At 62.9% G+C, this 15,402-nt stretch carries 12 protein-coding genes; 6 read left to right on the top strand and 6 right to left on the bottom strand.

Annotated elements, in window-relative coordinates; genetic code table 11:
* Positions 1 to 143: 143 nt before the first annotated feature.
* The gene (locus LJE91_00320) at positions 144 to 419 is read right to left on the bottom strand and encodes an RNA-binding protein (protein ID MCG6867208.1); all 276 of its coding nucleotides are present in this window, start codon (positions 417 to 419) and stop codon (positions 144 to 146) included.
* A gap of 277 nt (positions 420 to 696) precedes the next feature.
* Here LJE91_00320 and LJE91_00325 point away from each other — a divergent pair, with 277 nt between their 5' ends.
* Positions 697 to 2,286 carry a cation:proton antiporter gene (locus tag LJE91_00325; GenBank protein ID MCG6867209.1) on the top strand — a complete coding sequence of 530 codons (1,590 nt, stop codon included), beginning with the start codon at positions 697 to 699 and terminating at the stop codon, positions 2,284 to 2,286.
* 28 nt (positions 2,287 to 2,314) lie between these two features.
* On the opposite strand, the gene LJE91_00330 is transcribed toward LJE91_00325, so the two are convergent.
* Positions 2,315 to 3,688 carry a HAMP domain-containing protein gene (locus tag LJE91_00330; protein ID MCG6867210.1) on the bottom strand — a complete coding sequence of 458 codons (1,374 nt, stop codon included), beginning with the start codon at positions 3,686 to 3,688 and terminating at the stop codon, positions 2,315 to 2,317.
* Positions 3,685 to 4,365, bottom strand: coding sequence for a response regulator transcription factor (locus LJE91_00335; protein ID MCG6867211.1), 681 nt, complete (start codon positions 4,363 to 4,365; stop codon positions 3,685 to 3,687). The genes LJE91_00330 and LJE91_00335 overlap by 4 nt, the downstream gene beginning before the upstream one ends.
* Before the next feature lie 593 nt (positions 4,366 to 4,958).
* Between LJE91_00335 and LJE91_00340 the strand changes: the two genes are divergently transcribed.
* Positions 4,959 to 5,843 carry a hypothetical protein gene (locus LJE91_00340; GenBank protein MCG6867212.1) on the top strand — a complete coding sequence of 295 codons (885 nt, stop codon included), beginning with the start codon at positions 4,959 to 4,961 and terminating at the stop codon, positions 5,841 to 5,843.
* A 48-nt stretch (positions 5,844 to 5,891) separates the two neighbouring features.
* On the opposite strand, the gene LJE91_00345 is transcribed toward LJE91_00340, so the two are convergent.
* Entirely contained in the window at positions 5,892 to 6,653 is a 762-nt protein-coding gene (locus LJE91_00345; protein ID MCG6867213.1) for a M48 family metallopeptidase, read from the bottom strand.
* Positions 6,654 to 6,785: 132 nt separating this feature from the next.
* On the opposite strand from LJE91_00345, the gene hrpA reads away from it, so the two are divergent.
* Positions 6,786 to 10,637 carry an ATP-dependent RNA helicase HrpA gene (hrpA, locus tag LJE91_00350; GenBank protein MCG6867214.1) on the top strand — a complete coding sequence of 1,284 codons (3,852 nt, stop codon included), beginning with the start codon at positions 6,786 to 6,788 and terminating at the stop codon, positions 10,635 to 10,637.
* A 1-nt stretch (position 10,638) separates the two neighbouring features.
* On the opposite strand, the gene LJE91_00355 is transcribed toward hrpA, so the two are convergent.
* Both LJE91_00355 and LJE91_00360 read right to left on the bottom strand, forming a co-directional pair.
* A complete protein-coding gene (locus tag LJE91_00355) occupies positions 10,639 to 11,466 on the bottom strand; it encodes a metal ABC transporter permease (protein MCG6867215.1) in 828 nt (275 codons plus the stop codon).
* An 11-nt stretch (positions 11,467 to 11,477) separates the two neighbouring features.
* A complete protein-coding gene (locus LJE91_00360) occupies positions 11,478 to 12,206 on the bottom strand; it encodes an ABC transporter ATP-binding protein (GenBank protein ID MCG6867216.1) in 729 nt (242 codons plus the stop codon).
* Between the two features lie 994 nt (positions 12,207 to 13,200).
* On the opposite strand from LJE91_00360, the gene LJE91_00365 reads away from it, so the two are divergent.
* The 3 genes from LJE91_00365 to LJE91_00375 all read left to right on the top strand — a co-directional run bounded on the left by LJE91_00365 (position 13,201) and on the right by LJE91_00375 (position 15,392).
* Positions 13,201 to 13,770 carry a Slp family lipoprotein gene (locus tag LJE91_00365; protein MCG6867217.1) on the top strand — a complete coding sequence of 190 codons (570 nt, stop codon included), beginning with the start codon at positions 13,201 to 13,203 and terminating at the stop codon, positions 13,768 to 13,770.
* 172 nt (positions 13,771 to 13,942) lie between these two features.
* The gene (locus tag LJE91_00370; protein MCG6867218.1) at positions 13,943 to 14,695 is read left to right on the top strand and encodes a YqgE/AlgH family protein; all 753 of its coding nucleotides are present in this window, start codon (positions 13,943 to 13,945) and stop codon (positions 14,693 to 14,695) included.
* A 184-nt stretch (positions 14,696 to 14,879) separates the two neighbouring features.
* A complete protein-coding gene (locus tag LJE91_00375) occupies positions 14,880 to 15,392 on the top strand; it encodes a hypothetical protein (protein ID MCG6867219.1) in 513 nt (170 codons plus the stop codon).
* The last annotated feature ends 10 nt before the right edge of the window (positions 15,393 to 15,402 follow it).

The raw sequence follows: 15,402 nt of genomic DNA on the forward strand, positions 1-15,402 counted from the left end.
CTGCTTGTCTTTTCGTCCGTCCTCTGTGTTGCGACAACAGTGACATAGTTCGACTATGCGCCTGATGTCGCGCCTTGATGACGAACGAAAATCCGGCGCGATCTGGTATGCAATTTTCCGGCAATCGCCTTAGTTGGTTAGGCTTACCACCGTTCCTGTCGCCGGGGTTTGTCGTCCTTCGGGCGGGCCTGGTTGACCTTCAGGTTCCTTCCCTTGAGTGCCGCACCGTCCAGCTGCTTGATGGCTTCTTCGGCTTCCGATTGCACATCCATCTCCACGAAACCGAATCCCTTGGAGCGCCCGGTATCGCGATCGGATATTATTTTGACGGATGAAACTTCTCCAAACTGGAGAAACGCCTCCCTCAACTCATCCTCGGTCAGTTGGTACGGAAGGTTTCCTACATAGATATTGGTCATCGATCACTTGCTCTCTGCGCCGTTTTGCAAGAGAAATCAGGACTCAATCAACGGCACTGGAATCGAGATCTGATGGACACCCCGCGTCGAGCGCAGGCTCCGATGCCAAATTATGCCCTATCGGGGGCCTCCGCAACCATCTTTTTTGCGGTTTGCATGTCCGGACCCCAATCGGGTCTGCGATCCAGAATCCGAATGAGCGCGGCGTGCGATTGACGGTGGCGCCGCATCCCGAACGCCGGCCTCCCCCATCGACGATACCCTGAACGGTCAGCTTATGAATCTGCCACTTATTCCTGTCCTGATCGCCGCGGCGTTCTTCTGCGGTCTCGCCGTCAAGCAGGTCGGATTGCCGCCAATGGTTGGATTCCTGGCCGCAGGTTTCATTCTTCACGTATTCGGGATCGAGTCCAACGAAGACCTGGAAACCGTCGCGAACTTTGGCGTCACGCTGCTCCTTTTCAGTATCGGACTCAAGCTGAAGATCAAGAACCTGCTCAGGCCGGAGATCTGGGCCGTGACCACCCTGCACATGGGCGTCACCGTCGTCGTCCTGGCCATGGGCATCCTCGCGCTGCGAACGGCGGGATGGTCAGCCGTGGCCGGGCTGGACCTTCCGCTCGCGCTGCTGCTGAGTTTTGCGCTCAGCTTCTCCAGTACCGTATTCGCGGTCAAGGTCCTCGAGGAAAAGGGCGAGAACGGATCACTGCACGGACGCATCGCCATCGGGATCCTGATCATGCAGGACCTGCTGGCGGTCATTTTCATTGCCTTTTCCTCCGGCAAGTTGCCGTCTCCCTGGGCCTTCGCCCTGTTCGGGCTCATCCTCCTGCGGCCCCTGCTGTTCCGACTGATGGACCGGGTGGGGCACGGAGAACTGTTCGTCCTGCTCGGCTGGCTGTTTCCCATCGCCGCCGCAGGCCTGTTCGACCTGGTAGGCCTGAAGGCGGATCTCGGCGCCCTGCTGCTCGGTGCGATGTTGGCCGGCCATCCGAAGTCCGCGGAGCTGTCCGGCGCCCTCCTGGGCTTCAAGGACTTGTTTCTCGTGGCCTTCTTCCTGACCATCGGGCTCGCCGGGACGCCGACGCCGGGGCAGGTCGGTGTGGCGCTGGTCTTGGTGTTCGTCGTGCCCCTGAAGGTGGCGCTCTACTATCTGCTGATGACCCGTTTCAGGCTGCGCGCCAGGACCGCGACGCTGGGTTCGCTCAGCCTTGCCAACTACAGTGAGTTCGGATTGATCGTCGGCGGCATCGGTGTCGCGAACGGCTGGCTGGAACAGGAGTGGCTGGCGACGCTGGCGGTGGCTGTCTCGCTGACCTTCGCGCTCGCTTCTCCATTGAATACACTCGGTCACGATCTCTTTGCGCGCTACCGGGAGTGGTTGAAGCGTTTCGAAGGGGAGGAGCGGATTCCCGGGGACGGGCCGATCGATCCGGGACAGGCGCGCATCGCGGTCATCGGGATGGGGCGGGTCGGTCAGGGGGCCTACGACTATCTGAACGACAAGCACGGCGAGGTGGTGATCGGAATGGACCACGATCCGGAGGTCGTGTCGGCGAACGTCGCCGTCGGCCGCAACGTGTTCGTCGGCGATGCCACGGACTCGGATTTCGAGGATCGCGCCGTGATGGAGAACGAAATCCAGGTTGTGTTACTCGCCATGGGCGATCATGCCGCGAATGTAATCGTCGCCGAACTCATGCGGGAGTGGGGGCGCGCGGACCGTCTCATCGCGGCGTCCGCCCGGCATTCCGACCAGGAGCAGGAACTCAAGGACGTGGGTGTGGACGTTGTGTTCAATTTCTACGAAGACGCGGGTTCGGGTTTCGCTCGCCGGGCGGACGAACTCCTGACCGCCAGATCCTGACCGGCCATCGGGTGCCCCCTGGTGGGCCTCAATCTACCCGGGTAAACCGGCAAACGACCCGAAGACCCGGATGGTTGTCCTCCAGCGACACTTCGATGTCGTGGATCTTGGCCGCGGCGGCGACCAGGCTCAGGCCCAGCCCGTTACCCGAGGTCGTGCGGCTTCGCTCGCAACGGTAGAAGCGCTTGAACACCTCCGAGCGTTCCCCTTCCGGGACACCCGGGCCGTTGTCGGCGACGATCAGGCGCGGTCCGCCGTCACTATCGTCCAGGGCGACGTCGATGCGACCGCCACCCGGGGTGTACTTGATCGCGTTGTCCAGCAGGTTTGCGATCGCCTGGAACAGCAGGTCCCGGTCACCCGTGACGCGCGTATCCGGCACAGTATCCACCATCAGGGTCTGACCCTTTTCCTCGGCCAGAGGCTCGTACAGCTCGACCACGTCCCTTGCCAGCCGGTCGAGGTCAAGCTCGGTAAAGTTCGCGCGCTGCGCCGAGGACTCGATCCTGGCGATACGCATCAGGGAATTGAAGGTGGACAGGATCCCGTCGGCCTCTTCCAGCGCCTGCTCGGCCCGATCGCGCCAGCGGATGTCCAGCGGGGACCCCGCGAGCAGGTCCTGAAGATCGTTCCGCAGGCGCGCGAGCGGCGTGCGCAGATCGTGGGAGATGTTGTCCGAGACCCGTGCGACGTCTTCCATCAGCGTCTGGATGCGGGACAGCATGGCATTCAGATTGTCCGCCAGGACATCGAAATCATCCCCGGTGCCGCGCGTCGGGATGCGTCTGGACAGGTCCCCGCTCATGATCTCGCGACTCGCGGCGTTGATCGTTTCCAGGCGGCGGATAGTGCTGCGGCTGATCATGGCCCCGCCGGCCACGGCCAGGACCACCGTGACCAGAAGCCCCCAGACCAGGGCGCGGACGATCGTGCGTCTGGTGTCCTCGAGCTCATGGATGTCCCGACCCACGAGGAGCCTGAAACCGCCTTGCAGGCGGAAGCTCCTGGCGCGGGCTCGGTGTTTCTCCCCGGCCTCCCCGCCCGCCCCCTCGATCTGAAAGTCGATCCATCCCCGGTCGTCCTCCGCGATGTCAGGCCAACGGTCGAGGTTCCCCGCCAGCGGTGCGTACGTGGACGTGGCCAGCAGGCAGACCGAGAGGCCCACCGGACGGCGCGATACGCGTTCTTTGATTGAGTCGAGCAGGCCCGGCAGTCCGTCCAGTTCGTAGCGCTCGGCCAGCCCCGCGATCTCCGCCTCGATGGTCGCATCGGTCTGTTCGGCCATGTAGGTGGACGTGGACCAGTAGATGAAACCGAGCAGGATCAGCACCGAGGCGCTGAACAGGAGCATGTAGACCAGCGCCAGTCGAAAGGAGGAACTGCGCAGCAACCGGCCGCTCAAGGGGAAGGGTCCTTCAGACAGTAACCCGCACCCCGCACGGTGTGGAGCAACGGTAGATCGAAACCCTTGTCGATCTTGCCCCGCAACCGACTCACGTGGACATCGATCACGTTGGTCTGAGGATCGAAGTGGTAGTCCCAGACGTTCTCGAGCAGCATGGAACGTGTCACGATCCGTCCCGCATTGCGCATCAGATACTCGAGCAGCCGGAATTCCCGTGGTTGCAGGCTGATCTCGCGTCCGGCGCGGGAGACCGCATGGGTCAGGCGGTCGAGTTTCAGGTCTGCGACCCGAAATCGGGTCTGCTCCCCGCCGGGATCGCCCCGGCGCGCGAGCACCTCAAGCCTTGCCAGCAATTCCGGAAAGGCGAATGGTTTCACGAGATAGTCGTCCGCGCCGGAACGCAGTCCGCGGACCCGGTCGTCGACCTCGCCCAGCGCGCTGAGAATCAGTACCGGCGTGGCGATGCCCGCGCGGCGCAATTCCTGGAGGATGGCCAGTCCCTCGACACCGGGGAGCATGCGGTCCATCACGATGCAGTCATGGTCACCGGCAAGCGCAAGGCGCAGTCCTTCGTTGCCGTCACCGGTGTGGATTGTACGGTGGCCGCTCTGCACCAGTCCCCTGGCGATGTATTGCGCCGTTCGGGCGTCGTCTTCGACGATCAATACCTGCATCAACGTGAATCTCGAGACCCGTTTTCGGCGGCGAGGCGCATCCCGTACATGCCGCTACGTCGATTGCGGCAGGTGCGATTCTGCACCGTTTGGCGGTGCAGCGTCGTTGTATCAAACCCGTAAGCCACTTCTAGGCGCAGTGCCTCATTGACCTCCAACACCAACCCGGATCCGCTCTGCGACTCGCTTACCGGTCGTACCGGAACGAATTGCCCGCACAGATGGGGAGTGGCATTCTCGACACCCCGCACCGGAAAATCCGCCGCCCGCGCTGAAAACTGCTGAACGTCAACTCGTGTCGGGCACAATAATCGTGCTGGGTCAGCCCACTGTCTCGCCAGGCCTCGATGCGATCGCGCCAACGCTGCCGGTTCGCCGCGCGGGTTATGCACGCCATGAACACCTCCGCTCCTATTCGGTTACAGTAGGCGTCATCGCTACGGCTGGGACTGCGATCCGAAAGATGTAATTCGCGGGCTCTTCAGGATATCCCCGCCTGAAACGGGCCGCAGGGTTCGGCAGCCGGGATTTGTTATTATTCTGACGGGCGCATTCGCAGGCGCCATCGACAACCCGATCAAGGAGGTATGGCAATGAATGTCGGGATCCGTTTCATTCGATCGGCGGGATTTCTGCTTCTCGTTATGGTCTCCCTCACCGCGATGGGCGGCGAGGCGTACAAACCATTCGTGCTCGGGGCCCCGGCGGGCGAGTCTGTCTCCTCGGCTACAGCGAGCGTGATAGCGAAACTCAAGGCCGCTGGCCTGGATGTCGTTGGGCAGTACGATCCCTACGGGGAAGGAACCGCAACGATTATCGGTGTGACCTCGCGGGATCTGAAAAAGGCGGCGGCGGGAGCCGAGTACGGTGGTTTTGGGGGTGTGATGCGCGTTGCCGTCACCGACAACGACGGGGACATCGAGGTCAGTTACACCAATCCGACCTATATCGGTTATGCCTATTCGATCGGGGAGCTCGAGGGGGTCGCGAAACAGCTTCGGGACGCCCTGGGAGGGGGGGAATCCTTCGGCGCGCAGGGGTTGCAGAAGAAAAAGCTGACCAAGTATCACTACATGATGCTGATGCCCTACTTCAAGGATCGCGAAATCATCGGCAAGTTCGATTCCCACGCCGCCGCCGTTGCTGCATTGGAAAAGGCGCTCGCCTCAGCGGACTCCGACATGAGGCAGATTTGGAAGGTCGACGTGGGCAACGAGCAGACGGTATTCGGTGTGCAGCTCCACGGTGGTGAATGGCGGGGAGAGATCAGGAACATCATGGGAAAGATCGACATCGCCACGCCGAAATCGACCGCCGCGCTGCCTTGGGAACTGCTGGTTGCCGGCGAGCAGGTCGTCTATCTGCCCGGTCGATATCGAATCGCGTTGATGTTTCCAGATCTTTCCATGGGTCAGTTCATGCAGATATCCGAGGTGCCCGACCGCATGGACGAGAGTGCGAAGGCGTTGATGAAATAGCTGTGCGGCGTTGCGCGGTGGGATGCGGCGCGGATCGCGCCGCGCGGTTCAGCGTTCTGCCCATTGCGGGACCATCCGCCAGGCTGCCCGCAGTTCGCGGTCCAGGCGGCGGGACCCTGGCACCATACGTTCCACCAGGGCCCAGAATGCCGGCGAGTGGTTCATCTGGCGTGTGTGACACAGCTCATGGACCAACACGTAGCGGACCAGTTCCTCGGTGAGGAACAGGAGCTTGCAGTTGAGATTGATGTTGCCATCCCGGGAGCAACTGCCCCAGCGGGTCTTCTGGTTTCGAATCCTGCAAGTCCCGTAGCGGAGTCCGGTTTCCTTCCCGGTTTGGGCCAGCCAGTCGCGAAGATGCGCCCCGGCCATTGTGTGCAGCCAGCCACGCAGGGCGGCGCGCAACCGCTCGATGTCCCTTTCGGGACCCTCTACGAGCACACGCTCGGGAAACGACCGGACCCGGAATCGGCGCGCCTTCGATTCCCGGTAGATGACTTCATAGGTTCGCCCGATGGCCTGCAACGACACGGTTTCCGGCAGCGGCTGGAAGAACCCGGCGGGAAGTTGCCGGCGCTCCTTTTCCACCCTTCCCTGCATGCGCCTGATCCAGTCCCGGTGCGATTCCAGGATGCCGGGAAGAAGGCTTCTGTCGAAGCCCTGGGGTACGACGATCTCCAGTCCTTCGCGGGCGCTGATGCGCAATTGCACTTTGCGGGTTCGCCGACTCTCGCGCACAGTCGGCGTGACGATCCCCCCGCTATCCACGATGTTGCCCGGCCCCGTGGTCCCGTGAAGTATCGATTTCATCTGTCGGTTGTCCCAAGCGATTGGCGCCATAATAACCGGACGGTGGCATGCAGTGTCGCGTCTTGCCGTTGTTCCCGATCGGCCGACAGGATATCGGGATTGAGGTGATATCTCATCGAGGAAAGCACCCGATTGATACAGTGGTCTCGAACGAAGGCACTGGAGGATGGCGTCGCCGCGTGCATGGCCTTCGACCAGCCCCGCCTGCGTCGCGCGCTGCGGGGTGTTCGCGGGATGCCCGGGACAAAGGCCCGGACCGAACTGAATCGGATCGCCGGGGAGATTGCCCGTTCGTCGCAAACGCGCGCCCTGCGCGAGAGGAACCTTCCGTGCCCTGAATTTCCCGAGGATCTGCCGGTCAGCGGGAAACGATCCGAGATCGCCGCGGCAATCCGGGCGCATCCCGTCGTGGTGGTCTGCGGGGAGACGGGCTCGGGAAAGACGACGCAGTTGCCGAAGATCTGTCTGACGCTGGGCCGCGGGGTGCCCGGCATGATCGGTCATACTCAGCCGCGAAGGATCGCCGCGCGCAGCGTGGCGCGACGGATCGCCGAGGAACTGGGGTCCGAATCCGGGGCGCTGGTCGGCTACAAGGTCCGATTCAACGATCGTACCGCCAGGGACGCCTACATCAAGGTCATGACCGACGGCATCCTGCTGGCGGAGACCCAGGGTGACCGCCTGCTGCGCCGGTATGACACCCTGATCATCGACGAGGCGCACGAGCGCAGCCTGAATATCGACTTCCTGCTCGGCTATCTGAAGTCCATCCTGCCGCGGCGGCCGGACCTGAGACTGATCGTCACCTCGGCGACCATCGATCCCGAACGCTTCTCCCGGCATTTCAACGACGCCCCGGTGATCGAGGTCTCGGGGCGGACCTGGCCCGTGGAGACCCGCTACCGGCCCGTCGCGGAGTCCGAAGCCCGCGGCCTGCAGGGCGGGATCCTGGACGCCGTTGATGAGTTGGAGAGGCATGGGCGCGGCGACACGCTCGTCTTTCTCCCCGGAGAGCGGCAGATCCGTGAGACCGCCGAGGCCCTGCGAAAGCACCACCCGAGGGGCGCTGAGGTCCTCCCGCTCTACGCCCGGCTGTCCGCCCGGGAGCAGCAGCGCGTGTTCGACCCCCACCAGGCCATGCGCATCGTCCTGGCGACCAACGTGGCGGAGACCTCGCTCACGGTTCCAGGCATTCGCTATGTGATCGACACCGGAACGGCGCGGATCAGTCGGTATAGCGTTCGGGCCAAGGTGCAGCGACTGCCGATAGAGCCCGTCTCCCGGGCCTCTGCCGACCAGCGAGCGGGACGTTGTGGGCGGACCGGTCCGGGGGTGTGCGTTCGGCTCTACGACGAAGAATCCTATTCGTCGCGCCCGCAGTTTACCGATCCTGAGATCCTGAGGACCAATCTCGCTGCCGTGATCCTGCGCATGAGCGAGCAGGGACTTGGCGACATCGAGACGTTTCCTTTCGTGGAGGCGCCCGACCGGCGATTCGTCAGTGACGGGTACCGCCTGCTGCAGGAACTCGGCGCAATGGACGGCGACCGTCACCTTACCGGGGCCGGTCGGGTGCTGGCGCGTCTTCCGGTGGACCCGCGACTCGGACGCATGGTGCTCGCCGGCCGGGACCTCGGGTGTCTGCGAGAGGTGCTGGTGATCGTCAGTGCCCTGGAGGCGCAGGATCCGCGGGAACGCCCGCTGGAGCAGCGCGAGGCGGCGGACGAGGCCCACAAGCAGTTCAGTGACGAACGATCCGATTTCGTCGCCTTTCTGCGGATGTGGGACTACTTTCACGAGCAGGCCAGGCACCTGTCGAAGTCCCAGATGAGGAAGCTCTGCGCGCGGAACTTCGTTTCCTGGATCCGGCTCAGGGAGTGGTGGGACCTCCACACCCAGCTCCGCTCCACGGTCCTCGACATGGGGATGCGAGAGAACAGGGAGGACAGCGACTACGCCAGGCTCCACCAGGCGATACTGACCGGCCTGCTGGGTCACGTCGGTTTTCTGGACGAGCGGCGGGAATACCTGGGGGCGCGCGGGCGCAGGTTCCATATCTTTCCCGGTTCCCCGCTGGCTTCGCGTCCCCCGAAATGGGTGATGGCGGCGGCACTGGCGGAGACCCGCCGCCTCTATGCGCGGACGGTGGCACGGATAGAGCCCGGCTGGGTCGAGCGCGCCGCCGGACACCTGGTCAAGCGCGAATACCTCGAGCCACACTGGCAACCCCGGCGGGCCTCGGTGGCCGCGTTCGAGCGCGTGACCCTGTATGGCCTCACCCTCGTCCCGCGCCGGCGGGTCAATTACGGCACCATCGACCCGGAGGTCTCCCGCGAGATCTTTATCCGCGAGGCGCTCGTGGCTGGGCGTTACCGCACACGGGCGCGTTTCTTCGAGAGCAATGCCCGCCTGATCGAGGCGATCCACGAGAAGGAGGCGCGGTCCCGACGACGCGACATCCTCGTCGACGAGGACGCGCTGCACCGTTTCTACGCCGAGCGTCTGCCCGCTGACATCAACAACGGCAGGACGTTCGAGCGGTGGCTGAATGATCCGGAACACGACCGGTGTCTGCTCCTGACCCGTGAAGACCTGATGCGCCACGACGCCGCCTTGGTGACCGAGGAACGGTTCCCGGATTCCCTGTCGGTCGCAGGCGCGTCGCTTGCGCTGGAGTATCGTTTCGAGCCGGGGGATGCGGGTGACGGCGTGACGCTGGTCGTTCCGCTCGCGATGCTCAATCAGATCGACGGCGAGCGTTGCGAATGGCTGGTGCCCGGCCTGCTGGAAGAAAAGCTCACCGCCCTGATCCGCGCACTTCCCAAGGCACTGCGGCGTCACTTCGTTCCCGCCACGGATTTCGCGCGGGCCTGCGCAGAGGCCCTGACGCCCGCAGGCAATCTGCATGAAAGGTTGTCGCGCGAACTGCTGCGCATGACGGGCGAGCGCGTCGACACGGCGCTCTGGCCGCAACTGCCGATTCCCGAGCATCTGCGACTCCGGTTCCGGGTCGTGGACGTTCGGGGAGAAACGCTTGGCATCGGGCGGGACCTCGAGGCACTCCGGGAGCAGTTGGGTGATCGCGTTCAGGCCGGGTTCGCGGAGATTGCCCCCCAATCGAGCGAAGGTGAAACGGTGACCGGCTGGGACTTCGGCCGCTTGCTGGATCCGGTTGAAATCGTGCAGGCCGGGGTCACCGTCAAGGCCTATCCGGCGCTGGCGGTCGACGGGGAACAACTGCGGCTGCGCCACGTGGACACCGAGGAAAAGGCGATCCGCGAGAGCAGGGCAGGCCTGTTGCGCCTCTATCAGTTGACGCTGCCGGAGCAGACCAGGGCACTCCAGCGGGGATCGCCAGCGCTTCGCGCCCTGTGCCTCGACTACCGCGGCACGGGCAGTTGCGAGGCGCTCAAGCAGGATCTGGCGGCGGCGGCGCTCCGGCGGGCGTTCCTCGAGGGGCGCGACCTGCCTCGCGACCGGGCCGCGTTCGAGGTCGCGTTGGCGGATGGCAAGCAGCAGCTCTGCGCGGCGTATGCGGAACTTGTTCGCCTGGCCTCCATTATCCTGGCGGCGCACCGGTCGTTGCGCGTACGTCTGGCCGGCCGGCATTCGCCCGCATGGCTCAAAGCCCTGCCGGATATCGAGGGGCAGTTGGGACGCTTGGTCTGCCCGGGGTTTCTGGAAGAGACGCCGGGCGAATGGCTGGTCCACCTGCCGCGTTATCTGAAGGCGGCGGAGCGCCGCCTCGACGGGCTCGCCGTCGATCCGTCCCGGGACTCCAGGCTCATGGCTCGGCTCGCCCCCTGGTGGGGCCGATGCCTGGACGCGATGGATCTCCCCCGGTTGGCGGACGATCCAGAATTCGTCCGCTTTCGCTGGATGGTCGAGGAATTCCGTGTCTCGTTATTCGCCCAGGCGCTGGGGACCGCCCTGCCCGTCTCCGCGAAGCGTCTCGAGGCGCAATGGGGCCGCGTAGGGGGATGAATTACCTCGACCCGATCCGCCGGGTCAGCGGGCCGGCCAGGCTGACGATGAAGTACGCACTGCCGGCGATGAGTATGATGGTGGCCCCCGCCGGCAGGTCCCGCTGGAACGACACCGCCAGACCACTGGTCGTGAAGATCACGCCCAATATCGTCGCGATCACCATCATGGCGAACAATGAGCGAACGAAACGGGCCGCCAGCGCGGCCGGCAGGGTCAGCAGTGCGATCACCAGGACCAGGCCGACGACCTGTACCAGCACGACGACCGTCAGGGCGATCAGGCACAGCAGCAGGAGATACATGAGTTCGACGCGCACGCCGCGGATGCGTGCGAACTCGGGGTCGAAGGCGATGGCGAGAAACTGCTTGTAGAACAGCGCGACCACCAGGCCCATCAGACCGACCAGCGAGGCGAGCAGCCAGAGGTCGCGGTCGGGAATCAGCAGGATGCTCCCGAAGAGATAGCTCATCAGGTCCGCGTTGTACCCGGGGGTCTGCGTGATGAACATGATGCCCACGGCCATCCCCACCGCCCAAACCGCGCCGATCAGCGTATCCTCCTGCTCGCTTGCCCGCAGGCTGACCCAGCCGATGATCATCGCCGCTGCCAGAGCCGCGGCCAGTGCCCCCCAGATGGGGCTACCGCCGAGAAAATAGGCGAGTCCCATGCCGCCCAGGACGGAATGGGCGATACCGCCGGCAACGTAACCGATACGCCGGACCACCACATAGGGACCCATCAGGCCGCATGCCGCACTGGCAAGCAGGCCGCCGAAAAGGGCGTTGCGAAGAAAGGCATAATCGGCGAGCGACGCAAGGAAATCCACGGGTTGCCTCGTCAACCGTGGTTGTGGTGGATGATGCGCATCGGCTCGCCGTACAGTTCGCTGATGATCTCGCCATTGATGTTCTCGGTCTGGTGGCAGACCAGGGTCTGGTTGAGGCAGGCCACGCGATGGACGTACTTCGAGATGAAGGCGATGTCGTGCGAGACCAGTACGATGGTCAGGCGCTGGTTGAGTGACTCGAACAGATCGAAGATGTCCATTTCCCCGCGCTGGTCGATGTTGGCGGTAGGTTCGTCCAGGAGCAGAATCTCGGGCTCGCAGGCCAGGGCGCGGGCCACCAGGGTACGTTGCAGTTGTCCCCCCGAGAGCGTCTCGATCGGGCGGCCGTGCAGATCCGAGATGCGGGTCTCGCGCATGGCCTGTCTCGCGATCTCACGGTCGCGGCGTCCGAACGGTCCCATCGCGCCGCCCTTGCCGAGGCGCCCCAGCAGGACGGTATCTTCCACCGAGATCGGGAAGTCGCGGCGGAAGGTAGCGAACTGTGGAACGTAGCCGATGGACTCGCGACCGATCGAGGGCGGCTTTCCCAGGACCTCCACGGTGCCGCTCTCCGGTTTCAGCAGTCCGAGGACGATCTTCAGCAGCGTGCTCTTGCCGCCGCCGTTGGGTCCGACCAGACCGAGAAACTCGCCTTCGCGAACCTCCAGATCGACGTGGTCGAGAACCGGGGGAGTGGCGTATCGAAAGGTCAGGTTCGCGATGTGGATGGCTGGATTCACGGGAGCGGGCCAATCTCGGACTCTGTGGCGGGCGTCTTGGCCGGTGCTTGAGCCGGCGATTCGGCATCATGCCACAGAGTCCCAGGCGAACGGGAGAGCTAAGGCGATTTCTGTCAAATGACATACCATCCTGCTTGTCTTTTCGTCCGTCCTCTGTGTTGCGACAACAGTGACATAGTTAGACTATGCGCCTGATGTCGCGCCTTGATGACGAACGAAAATCCGGCGTAATCTGGTATGCCATTTTCCGGCAATCGCCTAAGACCAGGAATTGACATGATCCGTAAGGGGTGTATGCTCTCGCCGGTCCGAACGGACGAAAAGGAAGCATCAAGCCGGATGGCGGCGCAATTTGGTGCAAGGATGTCTTGCGCTGCGGAATCCGGTCTAATAGGGACGGGAAAATGATCGGGGACGGTGATTTCCCACCGCTTCAGGGCGTTGTGGGATGCGGGCCATGAGCCCTGTCTTTGAAGGAATAACCAACAATAATCTCGTCTGAAATGAACGGAGGCACACGCCTCCGTTTTTTTTGCGCGCGGGATTCCATGACTGCCCGACCCCTCTGTGGGGCATGTCGCAAAAGCCCTAAACTCCGGATGGAGAGATAAGGCGATTTCTGTCAAATGACATACCATCCTGCTTGTCTTTGTCGTCCGTCCTCTGTGTTGCGACAACCGTTCCATAGATCGACTATGCGCCTGTTGTCGCGCCTTGATGACGAACGAAAATCCGGCGCGATCCGGTACGCCATTTTCCGGCAATCGCCTTAGTGTCTCTTGCGTCATGGGAGTGTGCTTGGAGCGTCGGGAATGGACATTTCCAGGTGAAAGCGGCGGGTGAACATACCCGATTGCGATGTCCGACTCCAGGATGCGCGGGAGCTGGCCGGATTGTGTCCGGCACTCTGGTAAAATTCCTGGCGTGGCTCGAATCGGTCGGGGTGCCCTGTTGTTTCCCGGCGCCACCGGGGGCGTAGGAAGCGGAAGATCCCATGGAGATGTATCGAAATTCACCCGGGGCGCCGTTGCGGTGCATGCTGCAATTCGTGGCCATGCTGCTTGTCGTGGCCCTTGGATCCGGATGCTCGAGTCAGGTGCCCGCGTTGATACGCAAGTCGCCCGACGGTAATCCTGCGTTGCAAGCGGTCAAGGCCGATATCCATGCCTTTCTGGGGCGCTCCCTGCGCTGGGGAGGGAAGATCGTGGCGGTGGAGAACCTGGCGTCCACCACGGAGATCGCAGTGGTGGGCCTGCCACTGCAGCGCAAGGGGCGACCCCTGGACAGTGGAAAGAGCGATGGGCGCTTCCTGGCCAGTATCCCGGGCTTCATCGACCCTGAGATCTACCAGGAGGGGCGTCTCCTGACGGTGTTCGGGCAGGTCTCGGGGGAGACCGAACGGGAAATCGGAAAATACCGGTACCGGTATCCTGTCGTTACGGTGGAGGCCTACTATCTCTGGCCCCCCGAGGTCTACTATCCCTATTATTACGATCCCGTGCTGAGGGACCCGTTTTTCTACTATGGACCTTACTATCCCTATGGTCCATTTCCGTACTACTGAAACCTCATCAATTGGTAGCGATGGATGTCGACGGGTTCGGCGCCCGCGATTGCTGAACAGTTCCTCTGGGTAAACGAGATGTACCGTGTCAATGCATTCTTGAGTTGCGATCCGGTCATCGTCATGTCGGGCGGGTTATGGTTGGACTACATTCATGGGGATATAAACCATCGTGCGTCGGATCATGCGGAACCCTGAGATTTCCCTTACCGGCTGGCCGTTCTGGGCACTTCTGCTCTGCTTTCAGTGGGTCGGCGTCGCCGTGGGTGGCGGAACCGACGCCCCTGAGGTGCCGGCCGCACCTCGCGTCCATGCGGACGCCGATGCGGATGCGGGGATGTTACTGGTGGCGAGGCGCGGCATGTCCGATCCGCGCTTTCGCAAATCGGTCATTCTACTCACCACCCACGACGACGGCGGATCGTTCGGCATCATCATCAACCGGGCCTCGGTGACCCCCCTGCAGCGTGTGCTGCCGGAGGTGGGGAAGGTAACCGAGCGGGCGTATCCGGTCTACTTTGGCGGTCCTGTCGGCATGAATCGCGTCATGTTTCTCGTCAGGCATGCGGAAGGGCTCGCGCGGGCGCTACATGTTCTGGACGATCTGTATTTCAGCGGCGATCGGTCCACGCTCGAAAAAATGCTGCTTCAGGGCAAGAGTGAATCGGAGCTGCGCGTTTATGTGGGTTACGCTGGTTGGGGACCGGGTCAACTCGCAGGGGAACTGTCGAACGGGGACTGGCTTGTCGTCCCGGCTACGCTGGAAATGATCTTCAGCGACGCACCGGGCGCCCTCTGGGATCGCTTGATGGACCGGTACGTGCCGAGTGGAAATCTTGTCTGGTCGCCGGCTGCGCCCACCTGCAGGATCTCGGGACGCATGCAGGTTTCCGGACGGGCTCGTCTCCCCGACTCGACGGCATGAACCAGGCCACCGGCCCGCACAGGCCTAAATCGAGTTGTTAATAGTAATTCGTAACTGACCGAATTTAACTGAATTATTGCTGGACTTTTTTCGAAATCGGACTACAAACATAACTATCTATAAGGGGCCCGCTGTTCAGACGGCGATTCTTAAGAAGGGTGGATTATCACGGGGGGAACAGGCCATGCCGTTCGAGCAGGGCACCGAAGGGGGTGGATTCAGGGCCGTTGAGCTGGGCTACAGGCCGTCTCCGACGATGCTCCCCGGCGATGAGTCTTACATTCCGCACCCTAAGGAAATCCCCGTCAGGGTTAGTGTACGCGACGCTCAGGGCACCGCCTTTCGAGGCCTGGAAATTCCCGGGTTGGGTGGTGTCCGCCTCATTTCCCAGAAACCGTATCGACCGGGTCTGTCGATCGATCTGGATGTCAGGATCTGCGGCGAGTGGCGCCGGCTGCGGGGTCTCGTGGTGTCGCTGAAGGACCTTCCGTCCGGGTACGAGGTGGGTATCGGCTTTCAGTCGAGGATTGACGCTTTTGAAGGCCGCATGCTGGAGCAGGCCTGTCACATAGAGTCCTACAAGCTGGGAATCTGGCGCACGCAGGGCAGGGACATTACCGTGGAACAGGCGGCGCGAGAGTGGATTGGACGCTTCTCTGCGACATTTCCCTCGCCCTGCGAGCCGCAGGGTTCCTGAACGACAGGCT

Source organism: Gammaproteobacteria bacterium (genome assembly GCA_022340215.1).
Classification (GTDB): Bacteria; Pseudomonadota; Gammaproteobacteria; order JAJDOJ01; family JAJDOJ01; genus JAJDOJ01.

Excerpts from the sequence above, each read along its gene's own strand:
- LJE91_00340 (MCG6867212.1), top strand. The coding sequence starts at position 4,959 with ATGAATGTCGGGATCCGTTTCATTCGATCGGCGGGATTTCTGCTTCTC.
- LJE91_00365 (MCG6867217.1), top strand. The coding sequence starts at position 13,201 with ATGGAGATGTATCGAAATTCACCCGGGGCGCCGTTGCGGTGCATGCTG.
- LJE91_00375 (MCG6867219.1), top strand. The coding sequence starts at position 14,880 with ATGCCGTTCGAGCAGGGCACCGAAGGGGGTGGATTCAGGGCCGTTGAG.
- LJE91_00345 (MCG6867213.1), bottom strand. The coding sequence starts at position 6,653 with ATGAAATCGATACTTCACGGGACCACGGGGCCGGGCAACATCGTGGAT.
- LJE91_00320 (MCG6867208.1), bottom strand. The coding sequence starts at position 419 with ATGACCAATATCTATGTAGGAAACCTTCCGTACCAACTGACCGAGGAT.
- LJE91_00325 (MCG6867209.1), top strand. The coding sequence starts at position 697 with ATGAATCTGCCACTTATTCCTGTCCTGATCGCCGCGGCGTTCTTCTGC.
- LJE91_00335 (MCG6867211.1), bottom strand. The coding sequence starts at position 4,365 with ATGCAGGTATTGATCGTCGAAGACGACGCCCGAACGGCGCAATACATC.